The organism is Aliivibrio sp. SR45-2 (genome assembly GCF_963890165.1).
GTDB classification, from domain to species: domain Bacteria; phylum Pseudomonadota; class Gammaproteobacteria; order Enterobacterales; family Vibrionaceae; genus Aliivibrio; species Aliivibrio salmonicida.
Genome location: NZ_CAWPRC010000159.1, coordinates 20,027 through 39,063, shown reverse-complemented (window position 1 = coordinate 39,063; position 19,037 = coordinate 20,027). Strand labels below are relative to the sequence as shown.

Genomic DNA, 19,037 nt, shown 5'->3' with positions numbered 1-19,037 from the left:
CTTATCTCTTATCTTACGATATACAGCTAGTGCCACATCACCAACACTGCCGCCATTGCAATTAATAATAACGCGATAATATCTTTACGTTTGATTTTTTCTTTTAACCAAAACAATGAAATTAGCATAGTAAAAAACACCTCAACTTGTCCGAGGGTTTTCACTAATGGGACGGTTTGAAGTGACATCGCACTAAACCACCCTAAAGAACCGATAAAACTTGCGATACTGGTCATCACAACCAATCTAGGTTTAACAAACATGGCCTTGAGCGTTTGGCGGTCATTAAAAAGCATATAGCCTACAAGTAAGATGGTTTGCAATAAAATGACTAACAGTAAAATCCAAGCGGCTCGGTGAGGAAATGGTAAGTTAAGCGTTAGGCTTGCTTCTCTAATCCATAATGAAGTTAACGCGAAAGACGTACTGCACCCTAGGCCAATCATTGCAGTTTTCAACGAGATACTTTTAATACCATCAGGACAACTCAATATAAAGACGGCAACCCCACCAATAACAACCCCTGCCCAACCGAGCAGTGATAATGACGTTCCAAAAAATAAAACCCCAAGAAAAGCCGCTACAGGAGCTTCACTTTTAGCAAGCCCAGCACCAATAGCAAAATTCTTTTGTTTAAATAAAACAACCATCAAAGCCGTCGCGATGATCTGCATAAGAGAGGCACCAACAATAAACAAATAAGAATATTCAGTAAAAGTCGGCCATGGCACAGGATCGAGCCAATAAAGCAAAGCCAAATAAATAAAAGCCAATGGACTTGCCCATAAAAAACGTGACAATGTAACTCCGGTCACATTTAGCTCTTTGCTTAAACGACTTTGAAACGCATTTCGCCATGATTGACTGAACGCAGCCAATAACGTAAAAAATATCCAGTTCACAATAATCCTTCTGGCCTATATCGTCTTAGTTTCAATAATACAAGCGTCATAACTCATGAACGAGATAATTGAACCCGTTCTCTTGTTAAGCTGTAATCGGCTCCAGACATTCGTGCTATCGCATCTAATTTATCACTGTCAATCTTGCCATCATAAACCGCTTCATCCGCAACATGCACAGCAATAACATCACCTAAAATTAAATGCCCTGATAAAACATCATCACCAAGATCAACAATTTGGTTTAATCGGCATTCAAAACTCACAATCGCATTAGCAACCCGTGGAGGAATAACAAAATCTGATTGTGCCTTTTTAATCCCAGCATACTCAAATTCATCAACATCATGGGCTAAACCATGACAGGTTTTATTCATAACCTCTAAATGTGTAGCACTGACCGTATTAATGACAAACTCACCCTGTTCTCGAATGTTTCTCAACGTATCTTTAGCTTGCGCATCTTGGTTATACATAGGATTGAAACAAAGAATTGGGGGGTTGGCACTCGCCACAGTAAAGAAAGAGAACGGCGCTAAATTCACCTCTCCTGACGATGAAATGCTTGAAACCCAAGCAATTGGCCGAGGTAAGATCCCTCCGATTAACAACTTATAATTTTCTTGTGGTGTTAACTTAGCCGTTTCAAAGCGCATCAGACATCCTTATCGTCCTTAATTATTAACATTACTCTAACCTAAATCACCTCATTTGAGAAAAAATACATGACGATAAATATAATAGAGCTGCACAACTAAAATCGATTCTGTCGTATAAATAGTCTACTTATAAATTAAGCCACCAAGTGGTTAATAATTAATTGAGAGATACACCACAAATACTCACTATTTCATTCTTTTAAATTGTAAATATATAGATTATAAAATACATTCTTTTCTTTAAAAAACAACAGAGTAAAATGCGATGACAGGCTTTAAAGAATACAAAGTAATTCATTTAACAGAAGGCGGTTGTGGCACTGTATTTCTTGGTGCTAGTGGGGTTCCAATTCAGAAAATGGAAGCCGAATTAAATAAACAGGCACAAGATGGTTGGCAATTAGCATTTCAAATAGTAGAACAAAAGCGATTTCTTCTATTTTGGAAACGTGAAGCCGTTATTATTACATTAGGTCGTTAATGTTCGCACAATTATCAATCCTATTGATCCGCTCTTATCAACATAAAGGTGGTTCAAAAAAACTATTAAGCCTGGAATGTAATTTTGAACCAACTTGCTCTGAATACACAAAGCAATGCATTCAAAAATACGGGGCCTTTAAGGGCTGGAAACTAGGATTACAAAGAATAAAACGTTGTAATCAACCTGATTTGGTTGAAATTATTTATGATGAGGTTCCATAATGGGTTTTATTGGTAATTTAAATGACTTAGAAGAAAAGGAAGAGCGACTTAGAAAACAAGTAGCTGCTCTCCCGACTGATGAACGAAAAGCATTTTATAAAGAACAAAGTGAAAAACTAAAAGATCCTGACACTTATGCCACTCTTAATTATTTATTTTTAGGTGGTTTTCATCATCTATATTTAGAGAAGTATTTATGGTTCTTTGGTGAATTATTAGCGTTAATTTTAAGCCTATTTTTGATTTTTTCAGGTGAAGATTTCGGATTCTGTATATTAATTGCCATTGCCATTATTGAACTTCCACAGCTTTTCTTTTCACAAAAAATTGCGAGAGAACATAACTACCAACTTTCTTGTCACATTGTAGAAAAAATCAAGAACAAACTATTTATCTAGGGCATTTTCATGCCCTACTTTATCATTGCTCTATAATCAGATGGCGTATACGTTGTTTTGCTTTTAAACACACGATAAAAATAATTCACGTCCTGAAAACCACAACGTGTCGCCACTTCAGTTAAACGAAAAGTGTATTTCTTTAGCATAAATTTGGCACGTTCTATCCTTACCCACGTAATATAATCAGCTAACGTCATGTGCCCCTGCTGCCTAAACATACGAGATAAGTGGTTTGGAGAAATATTAAAGCGATTCGCAATACTGCTTCTATCTATGCTTTTATGGAAATTCTCTTGAATATAAATACATATTCCTTGGTATAGATCTTCACTGCGGTTTTTCGGTGACTTTGTCTCTGAAGGTTCACCAAGCATTGTCATGCTATAACTAAGTAATGCCAATAATAAATGTTCGTCTATTGGTTTTTTATTCGGTTCACGAGCTAACGCGTTCAGTGCTTCTAAAATATTATCAATAGCATGACCTGTTCGCGTCGGAATACTGTATTTTTGCACATCATAAAAACCACTTTCCCCTTTGCGTTTACTCACTAGGCTAAACCCAACTTGTCGGCGTCCAAATAACAAACTTAATACTGAACAGTCTTCATCCCAATTCGGTTTATTCCAACAGTTTGGCGGAATATATAACGCATCACCCGCCATGACTTTAACTTCACGTATCCCAACCTCTGAATCTTCTATTTGATTCAAATACTCGCCATTAATTACTAACTCTAAACGAGGAAAATTCACTTGGTAACTGCATTGTGGAGGCGTGATCTTATCTCCTGCAAACCAAATTTGATTGAAACTTTCTCTTTCTGATAAAAGCGCTTCTAATACCGTACTAAACACTAAAGTCATAGTTTCTTCTTACTTGAACCAAGGTCACGTTAGTCCACTAAAACGACCTAAAAATACAATTTCCCTGATGAAAACGCCCGCAAGAAACAAGCAATAAATGCCACTAACTATCTATTAAATAAATACTTTTTTGACTAGTGCATTATAGAGTTTTCGATTTATAAAAATCAGAGCTTAATCACACTTGAAGAGTGATGATACAATAATCCAGTAAATGCATTTCTCGCACACTTACGATTTTTTCTCATCAGAATCACACTATTCCCACTGCAATAATTTATAGAAAAAATGGGGAATGATTCATGATCACAGACTTAATCAATGAACAATTAATTTGTTTAAATTTACACGCAAAAACCAAAGACGATGTATTTTCTGAAATGGCTGCGATACTTCATCAGCAAGGTCGAATTAACGATATCGACCAGTTTTTATCTGATATTTACGCCCGTGAAGAACTAGGAAATACAGGCTTTGAAGAAGGCGTTGCTCTTCCTCATGCAAAAAGTTCAGCTGTAATTAAACCTGCCGTAATGATTGGTGTAAGCCAAGACGGTGTTGAATACGGAGCAGAAGATGGGCAGCCATCTCGCTTATTTTTTATGATCGCCTCTCCTGAAAATGGGGCAGATCATCATATTGAAGTTCTTGCTGAACTCTCTTCAAAACTGATTGAAGAAGGGTTTATCGAAAAATTTCTTAATGCGACCTCCTCTAAATTAGCGCTTGAATTATTGCTACAAAAAGCAGAAACCATTGATGCAATAGAACCTAAAAATGGATTTTTAATTGGAGTCACAGGCTGCCCTGCCGGTATTGCTCATACCTATTTGGCGTGCGAAGCCCTTGAAAAAGGCGCAGCAGAATTAGGATATAAGATAAAAGTAGAAACCAACGGGTCTATTGGGGTAAGAAATAGCCCAACAGCAGAAGAAATAGAACAAGCCGATGCCATTATTGTTGCTTGTGATAAACAAGTAGACCTCACTCGTTTTGCAGGAAAAAAACTGATTCAAACCAGTGTTAAGGCTCCGATCAAAGACGCAAAAGGACTGATCACTCAGTCTCTAACTCAACCACCTTTTGATACTGACAGTGTAAATACACCAACAGATGCCAAAGACAAAACCTCTCAAGCACGTTCAGATTTATACCGTTACCTAATGAACGGCGTATCTCACATGATCCCATTTGTGGTTACGGGCGGTTTGTTAATCGCATTAGCATTAGCGCTTGGTGGTCAACCTACTGAGAGTGGTATGGCTATTCCTCCCGGTAGTTTGTGGAATAAAGTATTAGATGTTGGTGTTGTTGCTTTCACCTTAATGATCCCCGTTCTTGCCGGTTACATTGCTTATGCGATTGCAGATCGCCCAGCACTAACTCCAGGTCTTATTGGTGGTTGGATTGCAAACAACGGTTCTTTTTATGGTGCAGATGCTGGTACTGGCTTTATTGGTGCCATCATTGCCGGTCTTCTTGTTGGTTACTTCGTTAAATTTATCGTGAGCTTTAACTACCATAAATTTATCCAACCTCTTGTTCCTATCATGATTGCCCCTATTGCCGGTTCATTGTTCATTTCTGGCTTATTCATTTTTGTTATTGGTGCACCAATAGCAAGTTTAATGGATGGATTAACCGCACTACTAACAAGCATGAGCTCTGGTAACGTAATTTTATTAGGCATCGTACTGGGTGGAATGACGGGCTTTGATATGGGTGGCCCATTCAATAAAGTCGCCTTCTTATTCTCTGTTGGCATGATTGCAAGTGGTCAAACTCAATTCATGGGCGCCATGGCATGTGCTATTCCTGTCGCACCACTTGGCATGTCGTTAGCTACCATCATTGGTCGTAAATTCAATATCTTTGAAGAATCAGAAATTGAAGCAGGCAAAGCAGCTGGTGCAATGGGTTTAGTTGGTATTTCTGAAGGTGCAATTCCATTTGCAGCTCAAGATCCTATCTCTGTAATCCCAGCGAATATCCTTGGCTCGATGACAGCCGCAGTAATGGCTTTCTCATTTGGTATCACAAATAGTGTTGCTCATGGTGGACCCGTTGTTGCCCTACTTGGCGCGATAAATAAACCATTACTTGCACTGGCTTGTATGGCTGGCGGCGCAGTTGTAACTGCACTTGTTTGCGTATCCATTAAAAAGATGCGTCAAGCGAAAGCCCTGTCTCTAGCGGCAATTTAATTCTTAATCTTAATTTTTTGTCCCAATCACTTATTAATTTTGTGATTGGGACTTTCTGATGATTTGTGAGCATTATATGAACAATCAAACCCAACCTTTCTTTTTTCCAATGAACAATGTAATTCAAGATTATGCGTGGGGAAGCAGCACTTCAATTGAAAGTCTGTTTGGTATTGAAAACCCAAGCCATAAACCACAAGCTGAATTGTGGATGGGCGCCCACCCAAATGGCTGCTCTAGTGCGACGTTTAATGACGAATCTATTTTATTATCTGATTTAATTAATCAAGACAAAGCGTCTTTCCTCTCTTCAGTAACAGCAGAAACGTTTGGTGAATTACCTTATCTTTTTAAGGTATTAGCGGCAGAAAAAGCATTATCGATCCAAGTTCATCCAAATAAACAACAAGCCGTGGATGGCTATAATAAAGAAGAACAAGCGGGTATCCCTTTGACTGCGTTTAATCGTAATTACAAAGATAATAACCACAAACCAGAGCTTGTTTACGCCTTAACAGATTATCAAGCAATGAATGGATTTAGAGATTTTAACGAGTCCATTTCATTATTTAAAAGCATGAACTTAAAAAGTATTACTCATTTTGTTTCCGCATTTGAAGAACAACCTAATTCAATGGGATTAAACGTATTTTTCAAGAACATTCTTTCATTATCAGACGACAAGAAAGAAACGGCAATTAATGAATTAATGGCATATGCCAAAGTACAGTGTGATTCCCCTCTTTTCGCATTGCTTGTTGATTTAGAAATTCAATATCCAAATGACATCGGTTTATTTACACCTCTAATGTTAAATGTTATCACGCTAAAACCAGGACAAGCGATGTACTTACACGCTTGTACTCCTCACGCTTACATTAAAGGGACCGGTCTTGAAATCATGGCTAATTCAGACAATGTATTGCGTGCGGGATTAACTCCAAAATACATGGACATAGATGAACTAATGGCCTGTACTTTATTTAATGTCACCCCATTTGATTCTTTATTGATGACTCCAGAGGTGATTGCTGGTGGTGTAAATTACCCAATTCCGGTAGACGATTTTAACTTCTCTGTTTTAGAAATGGTAAACGCATTACCGTTAAATACCACAAGTGCCGAAGTGTTATTTGCTATCAACAGTGATATGACGGTAACCCATATTTCAGGGCAAACGGTTATAGTGAAGAAAGGTCATTCTGTATTTATCCCTGCGTATACTGGCCAATATATTCTTACCTCTTCAGGAAAAGTGGCAAGAGCTTACAACTAGATAATAAAAAAATGGACTCAAAGATAATCTTAGAGTCCGTTTCTCATCACATAATAATTGAACATTATTCCAAAACTCTACCCATACCATACAACAACATAGCTTGAAGGCCAACAGGTTGCCTTGTTGCGATTAATCGCTGGCAAAACTCCGCAGATAACATACTTCGGGTTAATTGAGTGGCGGTGATCACCATCTCTCGTGTTGGTGGGCTCGGTAGAACTAAACCGACAATTAAATTCACATCCCCCATTTTAGATGCCCAATCCGTTGCGTAATCTGATCGAATTACCGCGATGGTTGGTTTTTTCACTAAAGGCGTAATGACATGAGGTAAGGCAATTTGACGAGCAATCGTCGTTGATGACTTCTCTTCACGCTTAATAAAAGCCAGTAATAACTCATCGGTTTGTTCTGGGCAAATTAATTGAGACACTCCTTTTAGCATCTCAAATTTTGATAATTGCGTTTGAGCTTTTACGTAATGGAAGTCAACATCACAGATCGGCTTTAGTTGTGGGTATTGGGTTACGATAGAATCAGAGAAATGACACAACCGGTCTGAAGCAACAAAATTGAACGTAGAAGATAATAAATCGGTTAACACAAAATTCGCGAGTTCCGCATCAATCCCTACCGTAATTAATTGGCAAAAATCCCCTTTCTGTAAACCTACTTTCAGTAAACCTAAAGAATAAGAAATATCTGCACAACGGGCTCGTGTAATATTATCGATATAAACAATGCATTTAAACTTCTTTGCTAATTGAGTCAGTTGGGCACTAATTTGTGGTCCAAGCATGCTCTCTTTAACAAAAAAGGTAATCCGATGATCAATAGTAGGTGAATCAATCATGAAATGTATTTTTTCAACACACTATCAACATCAGTCAAAATCAGTTCAATACTGTGCTGCTGTGTTTTAATACCAACGAATCGACTGCTGTTTTCTATATCAATGTCTGAAGCGATTAACACAAGATCCGCTTGTACAATATCAACCGGTGTTAGCGCATTTTCAATTCCCATCGCGCCTTGAGTTTCAACTTTAATTGATACTCCATATCTCACCGCGGCCTTTTTTAATACATCAGCTGCCATATAGGTGTGTGCGATCCCTGTAGGACACGCTGTAACTGCCACAATTTTCATGTTTGCTCTTAAATAGACTGTTTGATAGAGGAACAATATACCATTAGTTAATTAAAAAACCGGATTAATATCAATGAATAACGATTAAAATCACACTTTACGATTGATGGTACAATAATCCAGTAAATGGCTTTTTTATCCTATTCTTTAAAATCGACTAACCCCTTACATTAGTACTACGTTAATATATTACCGTTAGGTAATGGAGTCGTTATGGATATCACATCTCTGATAAATACCAAGGTCATTTGTTTAGACCTAAAAGCGACATCTAAAGATGGCATTCTTAAAGAAATGGTCCAGATTTTAGATGATGCAGGCAAACTATCTGATAAAAAACAATTTTTATTAGATGTTTGGGCGCGTGAAGACATTGGTAATACAGGATTTGAAGATGGTATCGCGATTCCTCATGCGAAAAGTTCTGCGGTTTCGACTCCATCAGTTGCCGTTGGTATTAGTCGTAATGGCATTGATTATGGTGCAGAAGATGGTGAACAATCAGACATCTTTTTCATGCTTGCTTCACCAGATGGCGACGATACTCACCACATCGAAGTATTGGCACAAATATCCAGTCGTTTAATCGAAGATGGCTTTACAAACAAACTTAAAGCCGTCGCGACACCAGAAGAGGCATTGGCCTTATTCACAGACAATATTCAGTTAGAGTCAGAATACAGTTCATCTCCTGCCCCAACACCAAAAATAGAAAAAAGTGAATTTAAACGAAATCTTGGTCGTACAAAAGAACACTTGTTATTTGGTACGTCTCACATGATCCCCTTTATTGTTGCTGGCGGTGTTTTACTTTCTCTTTCGGTCATGATTTCAGGACACGGCGCGGTACCCACTGAAGGTGTATTGGCTGACATTGCTCAAATGGGCATTGCAGGGTTAACGTTATTCACAGCTGTTCTTGGCGGTTATATTGCTTACTCAATTGCAGATAAACCGGGACTCGCTCCAGGTATGATTGGTTCTTGGATTGCAGTTCAACAATACAACACCGGTTTTTTAGGCGCTATCGTCGTTGGTTTCTTTGCCGGCTTTGTCGTTCTTAATCTAAAAAAAATAAAGCTACCTGACAGCATGACCTCATTGGGGTCCATTTTTATCTATCCTCTTGTCGGTACTTTTATTACCTGCGCCGCTGTAATGTGGTTGATTGGTGCACCGATTGCAAATGCCATGACCTCTATGAATGAGTGGCTAGCAAGCATGGCAGGTTCTGGGAAAGTACTTTTAGGTGCAATTTTAGGTGGTATGACAGCCTTTGATATGGGTGGCCCAATCAACAAAGTCGCAACATTGTTTGCTCAAACTCAGGTAAATACACAACCTTGGCTAATGGGTGGCGTTGGTATCGCAATTTGTACCCCACCATTAGGCATGGCATTAGCCACATTACTGTCCCCTAAGAAATTCAAACGAGAAGAACGTGAAGCTGGAAAAGCCGCGGGTATTATGGGCATGATCGGTATTACTGAAGGGGCGATTCCATTTGCAGCCGCAGATCCTGCTCGTGTTATCCCTGCAATTGTCGCTGGGGGTATTGTCGGTAACATCACTGGTTTCTTATTTAACGTACTCAACCATGCCCCTTGGGGCGGGTGGATAGTGCTTCCTGTCGTTGATGGTAAGTTTGGTTATGTCGTTGGCACATTAATGGGCGCATTAACCACTGCAGTTATTGTTATTTTACTAAAGAAAACAGCAATCGAAGATGATGAATCTGACGTAAAAAACACAGTGTTTGAATCCATAAAGAATGAAGGTGAAGCCGATATTTTAGCTATCACGGCATGCCCATCGGGTGTTGCTCATACTTTCTTAGCCGCAAAAAGCTTAGAAAAAGCAGCGCATCGTCTAGGGCTTAAAATCAAAGTAGAAACACAAGGCGCCGATGGGATTAATAATAGAATCACCCCATTAGATGTGAAGAACGCAAAGTTAGTTATTTTTGCACATGATGTGGCAATCAAAGAGCCCCAACGTTTTGCAGGAATGCGAACGATTGATATTGGAACAAAAGAAGCAATGCACAATGGTGAACTATTATTAAAAGCGAATATGACGAGTACCAACCGATTATTCAGAAAATCAACGGTATAAACCACCATAAATAACCGATTAGGCATCCATATCCCCCCTGAACTTTGCTCCTAGAGTTTTTATGGATGCCTAATCACCAAGCATTTCGTTACGATTCAGACTCTAGTTTTCTCAAATTAGACAAGTAGTTAACCCATCCCTTAGTTTCATTAGACGCTGATATATCATTGGCTTTTTTCGCATTAATCAACCCTTCTTCTAAACGATTCAGTTTGTAATACGCTTTTACCTTCGCCAATAACACCGCTTGTTTTTTCTTAGGATCGTTCACTTGATTTAACGATCTCAATGCGGCTTCATACTGTTTTTGCTGTAGAAGTAATTGGGATTCTTGCCAGTAATAACGAGATGATATCTTTGCGGCTTTACTCCAGAATTGAATAGATTTATCCCACTCTTTCGCATTTTGCCAATGCACGGCTTGCTCTACCAATAAATCAACGTCAGTATTTGCTGCTGATAAGCGTCCTAATGTCTGTGCGGCTTGCTCTGGAATACCTTGTTTTGCGTATAGCTGAGCCAACAATTTAATGTCTTGCTCAGGAAGAGATAATTTGTTGATATCCGCTAACACCAATACATTCAATGCTTGCTTGGTTTGACCTAACTGCAAGTGAGCCGTAACTAACTGACGCCACCACGTTAATTTTTCAGGTTGTAGAACAATTAACCGCTCTAAGGTAGGAACAACTTGCTTCCATTGTTTGAGTTGAACTTGCGCACCAAACTTTAACGACAATGGCGTTAATTCATCAGGCTTACGGTACGATTCATATCGACCAATCGCTTTAAGGGTTGGTGCAAACTCTGAGTTCTGATAATGGATCTGAGCGATCCTAAGCCATAACTCATCCCCTTTTTCATTCTTTGGTACCGTTTTAACCAATTGATAATAATGAGGTAGCGCCGCTTTATACTTTTGTTCCATCAAGAGGATATCGGCCAACATTTTTCGGGTTGTCCACGCTTGTTTATCCTGTAATTGACCACTCGAAACCGCATAATCAAGCTGTTTAATCGCTTGTGATTTTTGATTATTCTGCCAATAAAACACACCCAACATTCGAGCCACGAATGCTTTATCATAGACTTTCGATGTATCAACATCCGCAAGAATATCGATGGCTTCATCCAACTTTTCATTTTGCTGAAGGTTTTGTGCTCTTTGTACTTTTGTGGCGGTATATCGACTCAATTCTGCCGCCGTCACACCCTGTGTGTGCAATATAAAAAGAACCGTTAACGCAATTTTTTTCATCATTTGGCTAATTTAAACTCCAATCTAACGGTTTGATTCTGCTGAACAATGGCTTTTCCTTCTACCAATTTAGGTTGGTACTTCCATTGTTTTAGTGCCCGAACCGCATCACGATTAAATATTCGTTTTGGCTCCGCCTCTTTGACTTCTATATCAAAAGGTTCGCCCGTTTCATCAATAGAAAAAGACATAATAACGTAGCCTTCAATTTTTCGTTTTAATGCTCTACTCGGGTATCGTGGTTCTACGCGATACAATGGCATTGCCTGTTGATTGGTCGTAAAACTTCCAAACGACGTTGGAGCGCTTATTTTTAATCCGTTAATCGCCGTATCTAAACCAGCCGAAGACATTGGCGTTATAGGCATCACCGAAGACATCTCTGATTGCGATTGAGATACTTTCGTTTCTGGTGGTAATTCTGGCGGTTTAGGCTGCTCAGGAACAGAACGTTGACGACGTTGAAGATCACTTTCAGGTTCAACCATCATCATAGTAAAGCTTAAATTTTCACTGGCTTCCGGTTTTCCTTGATTACCATTGTCTACCATCCATGCCATCACGGAAAATAAAGCAATACTAATAGCCAGTGCAATAGGTAACGCCATCAATAACCTAAGCACTATCTTTGCTCCGCAGCCAATGCAATTTGCTTCACGCCCGCGCCTTTTGCTGCATCCATCACTTTAACTACGGTGCCGTTATACGCATGTTCATCCGCTTGGATCACAAGAGAGGCATCAGGTTGCTCTAATAACAGATGCTCTAACGTCGCTTGCACACGCTCTACATCTACGATTCGTTTATCGATGTAAATATCATTTGATGCGTTAATGCCAACAAAGATGCCCGCGTCTTTCTGGCTCGTCACATTTGATGCTTGAGGCCGATTCACTTCAACCCCTGATTCGCGTACAAACGAACTCGTCACAATAAAAAATATCAGCATGATAAAAACAATATCCAACATTGAGGTTAAGTCAATTTGGGCTTCTTCTGTTTTGGTATCGCGTCTTCCGAGTCTCATGTTGGACTCCTTAATGATTTTTCTAACTTCAATTCACATAAACGACACGTCTTTGCTAAACGTGCATGAACAAATAACCCAGCAAGAGCGGCAACCATACCCGCCATCGTTGGTAGCGTAGCCAGTGAGATGCCTGAGGCCATCAGTTTCGGTTGGCTACTGCCTAATGTCGCCATCACATCAAAAACAGAAATCATCCCTGTAACCGTACCTAACAATCCTAACATTGGACAAATTGATACTAACCATTTGATTAGGTTTAAATTTTGATTTAATTCGATATGCGCTTGATTTAACCAACTGTCACGAATCGCATGAGCATACCAAGATTCATGTTCACTGCGTTGATGCCATTGTGTTACCCATTGTTGGCGGCGCTTTGGAAAATAAAAACCAAGATATATCACACGCTCAACCACAAATAACCAACATACAACCACAACCCCTGCCAGCCACCACAAGATATGACCGCCTTGTGCCATAAATTGCAGTAACGTATCAAGCCAATTAGATAGCCATGACATTGCCATTAGATGTTACTTCCTACCGTAGTTTTCGCTATTGGGTTTGGTTGCTTTTCTGCCTGTATTGCGACTAACCCAATGCCTTGTTTCTCTAAAATGCTGCGTATATTCTCAGCTTGAGTGCTTAAAATATTATGAGCAAACAACAACGGCATTGCAGCAACTAAGCCAAGAACGGTAGTGACCAGTGCCATCGAGATCCCTCCTGCCATCACTTTTGGATCTCCATTCCCAAACTGAGTGATCACTTGGAATGTTTCAATCATGCCAGTAACGGTGCCTAGCAAACCAAGCATTGGTGCAAGGGCTGCAAGTAATTTCAACATTGAAAGGCCTTTTTCTAACCCTTGTTGCTCATCAACAATCGCTTCTAATAAACGCAACTCTAATGACTCAACACTGCGGTGTTTTTCTTCATCGTAAACAGATAACACTCGGCCTAACGGATTGTCGCTTGGTGCTTCTGGATTCTTCAACTGTGTTTTTATTTGCTGTTGAATAATCGCTAATTTAACGCCTCGGAAAATCGCAATCACCAATCCTAACGTTAATAACGCAAGAATGATTTTACCAACAACACCACCCGCTTGGAGTCTTTCAAACAAGGTTGGTGTTAATGCCAGTTGGTCTATCATGAAGCCACGAGACGGATCGACAACCATCGTTTCCATATCACCACTTGCAAGATCAGACAGTGAACTCAAGCTTGGGCCATTATCTGGTTGCTTAACATAATAAGTGGCGTCTTTACGTGTGCCATTCCAATTCAAGTAGCCTTGAGCGGCAATTAACCCTATCGAACCTAAGCGATACGACGCTTGAGAAGCGGTTTGACCTTCACCATCAATCACATTGGTATTAATTTTTTTCAGTTCACCACTGGCCTGGATTTGTTCATCCATGCTCATCCATAAGTCAGTTAACTGTGGCAAGGTTGGCAACGTTTTAGCAGATACGATGGTGTTTACCGCTTGTGAGTATTGAAGATTATCCGCACCGGTAACACTGGTTTGATTTTCGCTTTTCAACTCTTTCGCAGCTTGACGAACAACACCAAACAATTCACCTAAACTGCCAGTATCTAAACGCAGTTTCTCTTCTCGTTTTGCTAATAGCCCTTCATTTTCACTGAAGGTTTTCGTCAATACATTAATCTTTTTTTGAACTTGGCGTTTACGTTCTGCAAGTTCTTTTTTCTGTTGTAGATACGTTTGCTCTGTTTGCTTAAACCCCGATTCTCGCTGCACATCATGTGATTTTTGTGCTTTATTTTGAGCTTGTGCACTGCTTGCTAAATCACCTTGAGCTGCAACTGAAAAAGAAAGGCTTAATAAGCAAACACTAAGAAGTGTGGATACGTAATTCATCTTATTTCTCCTCAGTAATATTCAGTGATACAGGCAGTGTAAGTAAGCTTGGGGCTACCTCTTTATTTGCAACGGCATACGCATGATTAAGATCCGAATTAAGTGAAGAGTCTAATAGTACCCATGCCTTTTCTTTTTGATCCCAAGCCCAATATTTGTCTTGATTAAAATTACGTGCAATTAAAGAAATTCGGCCTAAATACAAAATGTTAGCTTCAATGGTTTTATCATCATCAAGCGTAATTTTACCTTGGTAAACACCCAACTTAATGCCGTAATCGAGTTCGATTTGATACGCTTCTAAAATACGACGATACTTCTCAGCATCACTCACATTCGCCACCGTCATCATGGTCTCTAGCTTTTCAATGCGAAGATTGCGCTGTTCAATACGAATAGGTTTGTCGTTTTTAACTGTTTGTTTTAGACCATCAATCATTTTATACATCAAAGGCACGACCCCTTGACGAGTTTGTTCAATGTCTGAAATTTGCTGATCAATATTACTCAATTCACTGTGTTGATCCTTTACTAATGCCTCTAAATGCTTGCGGTAAACATCGAGGTTTTTAACTTCTTCTTCCAGTTGCTCAATATCAGCACGCAACGATAAAGTAGAATCGGCACTATGACTAATACGAGCCTGGCTTTGGGCAGAAGCCGTATTGGTCTTATTTTGAATGGCTTGAGCCGTTCCTAAATCACTCGCATATACCGCCATTGGTTGTGCCATCATGACCAATAGCCATGCTTTCTTCGTCATTTTTATCATAATCAAATCGCTAATTAATTAAATTCATCTAGCCAATATCAATGCAAGGCTAGCCATTATTGAACGTCTATTGTTAATGTGCAGAGCGTTGGCCTTTTATCAGCAAACCAATAAAGTAAATACCACCAATCACTGACACTAACGTTCCTGCCGCCACTTGAGATGGAAATAAAATATGCTGACCTAACCAATCAGCAATCACCATTAACCAAGCGCCAATTAATGCCGCTACAACAATCTGTTCAAATGCTTTTTTCGCCCCTAAAAGAACCGCCATATGGGGAGCAAGTAAGCCTATAAATGCAATCGGCCCCATGGTAGCAGTTACCGCCCCACAAAGTAATGCAACACAAATAAGCAATGCGATAAAACTCTTAGTTACGTTTAGCCCTCTGGCTTGTGCAAACAATCGCCCTGCTGAAATAAGGGTTAGCCAACGATGAGTAAACAGCGAAAAAGCCACCAATAAAACGACGCAAAAGAACAAAACAAAAGCAGACTCGGGAGACACTCGATAAGTAGAACCGGCAAGCCAATTCAATAATGAATATGAATCCTCATTCCCTTTTGCTAATGAAAATTGAACCAACGCATCGATTAACGCCGTTAATGCTATCCCAGTAAGAATGAGCATAGAAGGCGCATACTGATGGCGCTTCCCTAGCACCAATAGCAGCACTAATACCGCTAAACTTCCACAAAAAGCCACAAGAGGCGCGGCTTCAAAGATATTGAACCCTAAGAAAACACTGCCACCAATTAAGCTCAATGTCGCTCCCGCTGAGATACCTAAAATATCAGGACTTGCTAAAGGATTATAAATCAATCGTTGCAATAATACGCCTGCAACTGCCAATCCAGCCCCTGCAGATAAAGAGGTAAGTAGCCTTGGCCATTTTAACTCCCAACTGAACTCACTTGGGATCATCATTACCCATGGATGAAGTGTTTGGGTTGAATCTTTTGTTATCACAACAGCTAAAACCGCGACCACCACAAGACCCACAATCAATGATGGAATTAACCCTGTTGGTAAATACGATTTCCCTTTTGGTAAACTGATCGACAGTTGATCTTGCGAGCTCATGTTTCTTCGAGTAAACCAAATAAGTGCAGGTGCGCCAATGAATGCCGCCGCTGTTCCACTTGGGATCATATCTGTTGTGTAATGACTGAGCACTACCGCCAATAAATCAGTACCAACTAATAACGTAGCGCCTAATAATAAGCTAAAGAACAATTCATCTCTTGGAGTTCTAGCCCCTAAATGACGCGCAATATTCGGTGCAAGTAAACCAATAAAACTGATCACGCCAACCACAGTAATCGAAGAGGCAACCAACCATAAACCAACGGTAAATAATCCAAAGAAAGCAGGAATAACATTAAGCCCGCGAGCCGCAGCACCCACATTACCCAAACGCAATAACGCTAAGACTCTGGGCGCGAAAATAAAAATAAGTACAGCGGCTGATAGTTTAGGTAATAACCATACAATTTGATCCCATCCATTTTGAGCCAGATCCCCTGCTCCCCAAATAAACAAGTTCTTTGCATATTGTTCATTTAATAAAATAATAGCGGTGGCGACAGCACCCAGAAAAATATTCACAGCCATGCCAGATAGCACGATAGGTAAGCCTGATAAATTTCGAATACCAGCAATAGCAACGACTAAACCAAACGTGAGCGATGCCCCAACGAGTGCCGCCATAGACGCATAATCAGCCACATACTCAGCAAACCACACATTCATAATGACTAAGGCTAGCCACGCGCCAGATGCCGTACCAAGTGTCATTGGGGAAACGAGGGCATTCTGAGTCAATTGTTGCATTAAGCTACCGACTAACCCAAGCATTCCACCAACCAAAAGTGCTATGATTAAACGAGGCAATTGTGACTCAACAAAGATGATCTTATCAAAGTCATCAAGTAAAGTGAGATCAACACTCGCTTGGCTTATTGCTTGCCATTGCTGAGATAAACTCAATACAGCATCAAACTGAAACGTAGCAGCCACCAACCCAATCAATACACAAAGTACCGATAGATAACGGAAAGAGACGCCCTTTAACTGACTACTCATTATTACCACTAACATTGATTGATTTAGGCGCTACCTCAAGTAGGCTTTTTGCCAATGCTTGCGCTGTGTATTTGATCGACATTGCGCCACCATAACTCCATACCGATTCAACACTATTCACTCGATGGGCACGTACGAAAGGCATCGCATTCCAAATAACTGATTTGTTTAATTTACTCTCTTCATTAAACGGTTCTATATACAACGCAATGCCATCATCAATATGACGAAGATCTGTTAAGCGAAGTTGTGTTACTCCCCATTGGTTACTTTTTTGAGGTAAAGCGGTGGTAAACCCTAACTGATTTAACGCGTATTGCGCTGTTGAATTATCACCATACATAAAGACCGAAGTCATAGTTGCGAATCGAAACACAGAGACGGCTGGTAACGCATTACCATACGCGTCAGATAACTGCTGCTTTAATTCTGCTATCTCGGTATCCATCTCAATTAACTTTTCTTGTGCGACTTTCTCTTTTCCTAACACAAGGGCAATGGCTTCAAAGTTATTAATCGCCATCAAGCTATTATCATGATCTGCAGAGTAAGTTTGAAAATACAACACAGGCGCTATTTTTTCTAACTGAGGAATTAAATCGGCCTGCGGAGAAGCAACAAGAATCACATCCGGTTTTACCGCCGCTATTTTCTCAAAATTTGGTTCTGCGCGAGTACCGACATCTTCAATATCACTCGATAATGCGGGTTGTACTACCCACTCACTGTACCCCGCGGTATCTGTGATTGCGATAGGTGTAACACCGAGCTCTATAACTTGTTCTGCTAGATCCCAATTTAAGGCCACAACTCGCTGAGGTATTGAACCCAGAACTTGTTCACCACGACTGTCTTGCACAACAAATTGAGCCGATGCAGTGTGACTTACCATCAAAAATAGAAGAGTGATAAGCGAAGGAATACGATTTTTCAACATACGATAGCAACTTTATGATTATGAATAGGATGATCAATTAAGGTGATCGGTGTGCCATACAAGTCAGACAATAACGCATCATCAAGCAAGTGACCTGCTTCACCTTTAAAGGCCACTTTTCCGCCTTTAAGTGCAATGATTTGTGTCGCATAACGAAGCGTTAAATTAAGATCATGCAGAATAACAATGATTCCTTTTTTCGTTTGTTGGTTTAACTCGCTCAATAGTCCCATGAGTTGATATTGGTGATGAATATCCAATGCGGATGTTGGCTCATCTAAAATCAAAATATCCGCTTGCTGAGCTAATAACATCGCCACCCACGCTCGTTGTCTTTCCCCACCAGAAAGTTGATCAGCCAATGTTGACCGAAAAGTTTGTACGCCAGTTTTGATCATCGACTCTTCAATAATCTGTGCATCTTCTTTATTAAAACGCCCAAGAACGCCACGCCAAGGATAACGACCTAAGCGAACAAGCTCTTCAACATTAAGCCCTGCGACTTCTGGCAACTTTTGAGGTAAAAACGCCACTTTTTGAGCGAATCTTTTCGAATTTAACGTAGACAGTTGTTGTTGATTTAATCTCACTTCACCTTCTTCTGGTGAAAGTTGATTCGCCAACAAGTTCACCAAGGTCGATTTACCTGATCCATTATGGCCAAGTATGACCGTTAAGGCGGTTGGATCTATTGTTAATTCATCAATATCAAGAATCGTACGTTCGTCCCTGATCACTTTTATATTGTTTAGTTGATACATACTGCTACATTATTTATGTGTG

At 39.9% G+C, this 19,037-nt stretch carries 20 protein-coding genes; 6 read left to right on the top strand and 14 right to left on the bottom strand.

Annotated elements, in window-relative coordinates; all coding sequences use genetic code 11:
- Positions 1-26: 26 nt before the first annotated feature.
- Both AACV33_RS12075 and AACV33_RS12070 read right to left on the bottom strand, forming a co-directional pair.
- A complete protein-coding gene (locus tag AACV33_RS12075; protein ID WP_182700279.1) occupies positions 27-902 on the bottom strand; it encodes an EamA family transporter in 876 nt (291 codons plus the stop codon).
- Positions 903-955: 53 nt separating this feature from the next.
- Complete coding sequence (locus AACV33_RS12070; protein WP_017021417.1) at positions 956-1,558, bottom strand: flavin reductase family protein; 603 nt, start codon at positions 1,556-1,558, stop codon at positions 956-958.
- 268 nt (positions 1,559-1,826) lie between these two features.
- Between AACV33_RS12070 and AACV33_RS12065 the strand changes: the two genes are divergently transcribed.
- From AACV33_RS12065 to AACV33_RS12055, 3 genes are read left to right on the top strand one after another with little or no spacing between them, the layout of a single operon-like run.
- On the top strand, positions 1,827-2,042 hold the full coding sequence (locus AACV33_RS12065) for a DUF4177 domain-containing protein (protein WP_012552159.1): 216 nt from the start codon (positions 1,827-1,829) through the stop codon (positions 2,040-2,042).
- On the top strand, positions 2,042-2,266 hold the full coding sequence (gene yidD / locus AACV33_RS12060; RefSeq protein WP_017021416.1) for a membrane protein insertion efficiency factor YidD: 225 nt from the start codon (positions 2,042-2,044) through the stop codon (positions 2,264-2,266). The genes AACV33_RS12065 and yidD overlap by 1 nt, the downstream gene beginning before the upstream one ends.
- Positions 2,266-2,664, top strand: coding sequence for a hypothetical protein (locus AACV33_RS12055; RefSeq protein WP_182700278.1), 399 nt, complete (start codon positions 2,266-2,268; stop codon positions 2,662-2,664). Before yidD ends, AACV33_RS12055 begins: the two co-directional genes overlap by 1 nt.
- 14 nt (positions 2,665-2,678) lie before the next feature.
- Here the strand turns inward: AACV33_RS12055 and AACV33_RS12050 are convergent, their stop codons facing one another.
- Complete coding sequence (locus AACV33_RS12050; protein ID WP_182700277.1) at positions 2,679-3,533, bottom strand: helix-turn-helix transcriptional regulator; 855 nt, start codon at positions 3,531-3,533, stop codon at positions 2,679-2,681.
- Positions 3,534-3,835: 302 nt separating this feature from the next.
- Between AACV33_RS12050 and AACV33_RS12045 the strand changes: the two genes are divergently transcribed.
- Together AACV33_RS12045 and manA are read left to right on the top strand one after the other, a co-directional pair.
- Positions 3,836-5,737 (top strand): PTS fructose transporter subunit IIABC, encoded by a 1,902-nt coding sequence (locus tag AACV33_RS12045; RefSeq protein WP_017021413.1) that lies wholly within the window; start codon positions 3,836-3,838, stop codon positions 5,735-5,737.
- A gap of 76 nt (positions 5,738-5,813) precedes the next feature.
- Positions 5,814-7,013 (top strand): mannose-6-phosphate isomerase, class I, encoded by a 1,200-nt coding sequence (manA, locus tag AACV33_RS12040; RefSeq protein ID WP_339379724.1) that lies wholly within the window; start codon positions 5,814-5,816, stop codon positions 7,011-7,013.
- Between the two features lie 64 nt (positions 7,014-7,077).
- Here the strand turns inward: manA and AACV33_RS12035 are convergent, their stop codons facing one another.
- Positions 7,078-7,815 carry a PTS sugar transporter subunit IIA gene (locus AACV33_RS12035; protein ID WP_255458585.1) on the bottom strand — a complete coding sequence of 246 codons (738 nt, stop codon included), beginning with the start codon at positions 7,813-7,815 and terminating at the stop codon, positions 7,078-7,080.
- Between the two features lie 50 nt (positions 7,816-7,865).
- Positions 7,866-8,165 (bottom strand): PTS fructose transporter subunit IIB, encoded by a 300-nt coding sequence (locus AACV33_RS12030; RefSeq protein ID WP_026025399.1) that lies wholly within the window; start codon positions 8,163-8,165, stop codon positions 7,866-7,868.
- Positions 8,166-8,378: 213 nt separating this feature from the next.
- Between AACV33_RS12030 and AACV33_RS12025 the strand changes: the two genes are divergently transcribed.
- The gene (locus tag AACV33_RS12025; protein WP_026025398.1) at positions 8,379-10,280 is read left to right on the top strand and encodes a PTS fructose transporter subunit EIIC; all 1,902 of its coding nucleotides are present in this window, start codon (positions 8,379-8,381) and stop codon (positions 10,278-10,280) included.
- A gap of 88 nt (positions 10,281-10,368) precedes the next feature.
- Here the strand turns inward: AACV33_RS12025 and AACV33_RS12020 are convergent, their stop codons facing one another.
- The 9 genes from AACV33_RS12020 to AACV33_RS11980 form a co-directional block, all read right to left on the bottom strand.
- Positions 10,369-11,541, bottom strand: a complete 1,173-nt coding sequence (locus tag AACV33_RS12020; protein WP_182700275.1) for a tetratricopeptide repeat protein — start codon at positions 11,539-11,541, stop codon at positions 10,369-10,371.
- A complete protein-coding gene (locus AACV33_RS12015) occupies positions 11,538-12,161 on the bottom strand; it encodes an energy transducer TonB (protein WP_017021408.1) in 624 nt (207 codons plus the stop codon). Before AACV33_RS12015 ends, AACV33_RS12020 begins: the two co-directional genes overlap by 4 nt.
- Complete coding sequence (locus AACV33_RS12010) at positions 12,161-12,565, bottom strand: ExbD/TolR family protein (RefSeq protein WP_017021407.1); 405 nt, start codon at positions 12,563-12,565, stop codon at positions 12,161-12,163. Before AACV33_RS12010 ends, AACV33_RS12015 begins: the two co-directional genes overlap by 1 nt.
- Complete coding sequence (locus AACV33_RS12005) at positions 12,562-13,095, bottom strand: MotA/TolQ/ExbB proton channel family protein (protein ID WP_017021406.1); 534 nt, start codon at positions 13,093-13,095, stop codon at positions 12,562-12,564. Before AACV33_RS12005 ends, AACV33_RS12010 begins: the two co-directional genes overlap by 4 nt.
- Positions 13,095-14,456, bottom strand: a complete 1,362-nt coding sequence (locus AACV33_RS12000) for a MotA/TolQ/ExbB proton channel family protein (RefSeq protein WP_065609386.1) — start codon at positions 14,454-14,456, stop codon at positions 13,095-13,097. Before AACV33_RS12000 ends, AACV33_RS12005 begins: the two co-directional genes overlap by 1 nt.
- Before the next feature lies 1 nt (position 14,457).
- Positions 14,458-15,225, bottom strand: a complete 768-nt coding sequence (locus AACV33_RS11995) for a DUF3450 domain-containing protein (RefSeq protein WP_370527163.1) — start codon at positions 15,223-15,225, stop codon at positions 14,458-14,460.
- 76 nt (positions 15,226-15,301) lie between these two features.
- Entirely contained in the window at positions 15,302-17,317 is a 2,016-nt protein-coding gene (gene fhuB, locus AACV33_RS11990; protein WP_182700274.1) for a Fe(3+)-hydroxamate ABC transporter permease FhuB, read from the bottom strand.
- Complete coding sequence (locus AACV33_RS11985) at positions 17,310-18,254, bottom strand: iron-siderophore ABC transporter substrate-binding protein (RefSeq protein ID WP_182700273.1); 945 nt, start codon at positions 18,252-18,254, stop codon at positions 17,310-17,312. Before AACV33_RS11985 ends, fhuB begins: the two co-directional genes overlap by 8 nt.
- Positions 18,248-19,015, bottom strand: coding sequence for an ABC transporter ATP-binding protein (locus AACV33_RS11980; RefSeq protein WP_182700272.1), 768 nt, complete (start codon positions 19,013-19,015; stop codon positions 18,248-18,250). The genes AACV33_RS11985 and AACV33_RS11980 overlap by 7 nt, the downstream gene beginning before the upstream one ends.
- Between the last annotated feature and the right edge of the window lie 22 nt (positions 19,016-19,037).

What these genes read in the sequence shown, in the direction of transcription:
- AACV33_RS12070 (WP_017021417.1), bottom strand. Translation starts at nt 1,558, where the DNA reads ATGCGCTTTGAAACGGCTAAGTTAACACCACAAGAAAATTATAAGTTG.
- AACV33_RS12065 (WP_012552159.1), top strand. Translation starts at nt 1,827, where the DNA reads ATGACAGGCTTTAAAGAATACAAAGTAATTCATTTAACAGAAGGCGGT.
- yidD (WP_017021416.1), top strand. Translation starts at nt 2,042, where the DNA reads ATGTTCGCACAATTATCAATCCTATTGATCCGCTCTTATCAACATAAA.
- AACV33_RS12055 (WP_182700278.1), top strand. Translation starts at nt 2,266, where the DNA reads ATGGGTTTTATTGGTAATTTAAATGACTTAGAAGAAAAGGAAGAGCGA.
- AACV33_RS12050 (WP_182700277.1), bottom strand. Translation starts at nt 3,533, where the DNA reads ATGACTTTAGTGTTTAGTACGGTATTAGAAGCGCTTTTATCAGAAAGA.
- AACV33_RS12045 (WP_017021413.1), top strand. Translation starts at nt 3,836, where the DNA reads ATGATCACAGACTTAATCAATGAACAATTAATTTGTTTAAATTTACAC.
- manA (WP_339379724.1), top strand. Translation starts at nt 5,814, where the DNA reads ATGAACAATCAAACCCAACCTTTCTTTTTTCCAATGAACAATGTAATT.
- AACV33_RS12035 (WP_255458585.1), bottom strand. Translation starts at nt 7,815, where the DNA reads ATGCTTGGACCACAAATTAGTGCCCAACTGACTCAATTAGCAAAGAAG.
- AACV33_RS12030 (WP_026025399.1), bottom strand. Translation starts at nt 8,165, where the DNA reads ATGAAAATTGTGGCAGTTACAGCGTGTCCTACAGGGATCGCACACACC.
- AACV33_RS12025 (WP_026025398.1), top strand. Translation starts at nt 8,379, where the DNA reads ATGGATATCACATCTCTGATAAATACCAAGGTCATTTGTTTAGACCTA.
- AACV33_RS12020 (WP_182700275.1), bottom strand. Translation starts at nt 11,541, where the DNA reads ATGATGAAAAAAATTGCGTTAACGGTTCTTTTTATATTGCACACACAG.
- AACV33_RS12010 (WP_017021407.1), bottom strand. Translation starts at nt 12,565, where the DNA reads ATGAGACTCGGAAGACGCGATACCAAAACAGAAGAAGCCCAAATTGAC.
- AACV33_RS12005 (WP_017021406.1), bottom strand. Translation starts at nt 13,095, where the DNA reads ATGGCAATGTCATGGCTATCTAATTGGCTTGATACGTTACTGCAATTT.
- AACV33_RS12000 (WP_065609386.1), bottom strand. Translation starts at nt 14,456, where the DNA reads ATGAATTACGTATCCACACTTCTTAGTGTTTGCTTATTAAGCCTTTCT.
- fhuB (WP_182700274.1), bottom strand. Translation starts at nt 17,317, where the DNA reads ATGAGTAGTCAGTTAAAGGGCGTCTCTTTCCGTTATCTATCGGTACTT.
- AACV33_RS11985 (WP_182700273.1), bottom strand. Translation starts at nt 18,254, where the DNA reads ATGTTGAAAAATCGTATTCCTTCGCTTATCACTCTTCTATTTTTGATG.
- AACV33_RS11980 (WP_182700272.1), bottom strand. Translation starts at nt 19,015, where the DNA reads ATGTATCAACTAAACAATATAAAAGTGATCAGGGACGAACGTACGATT.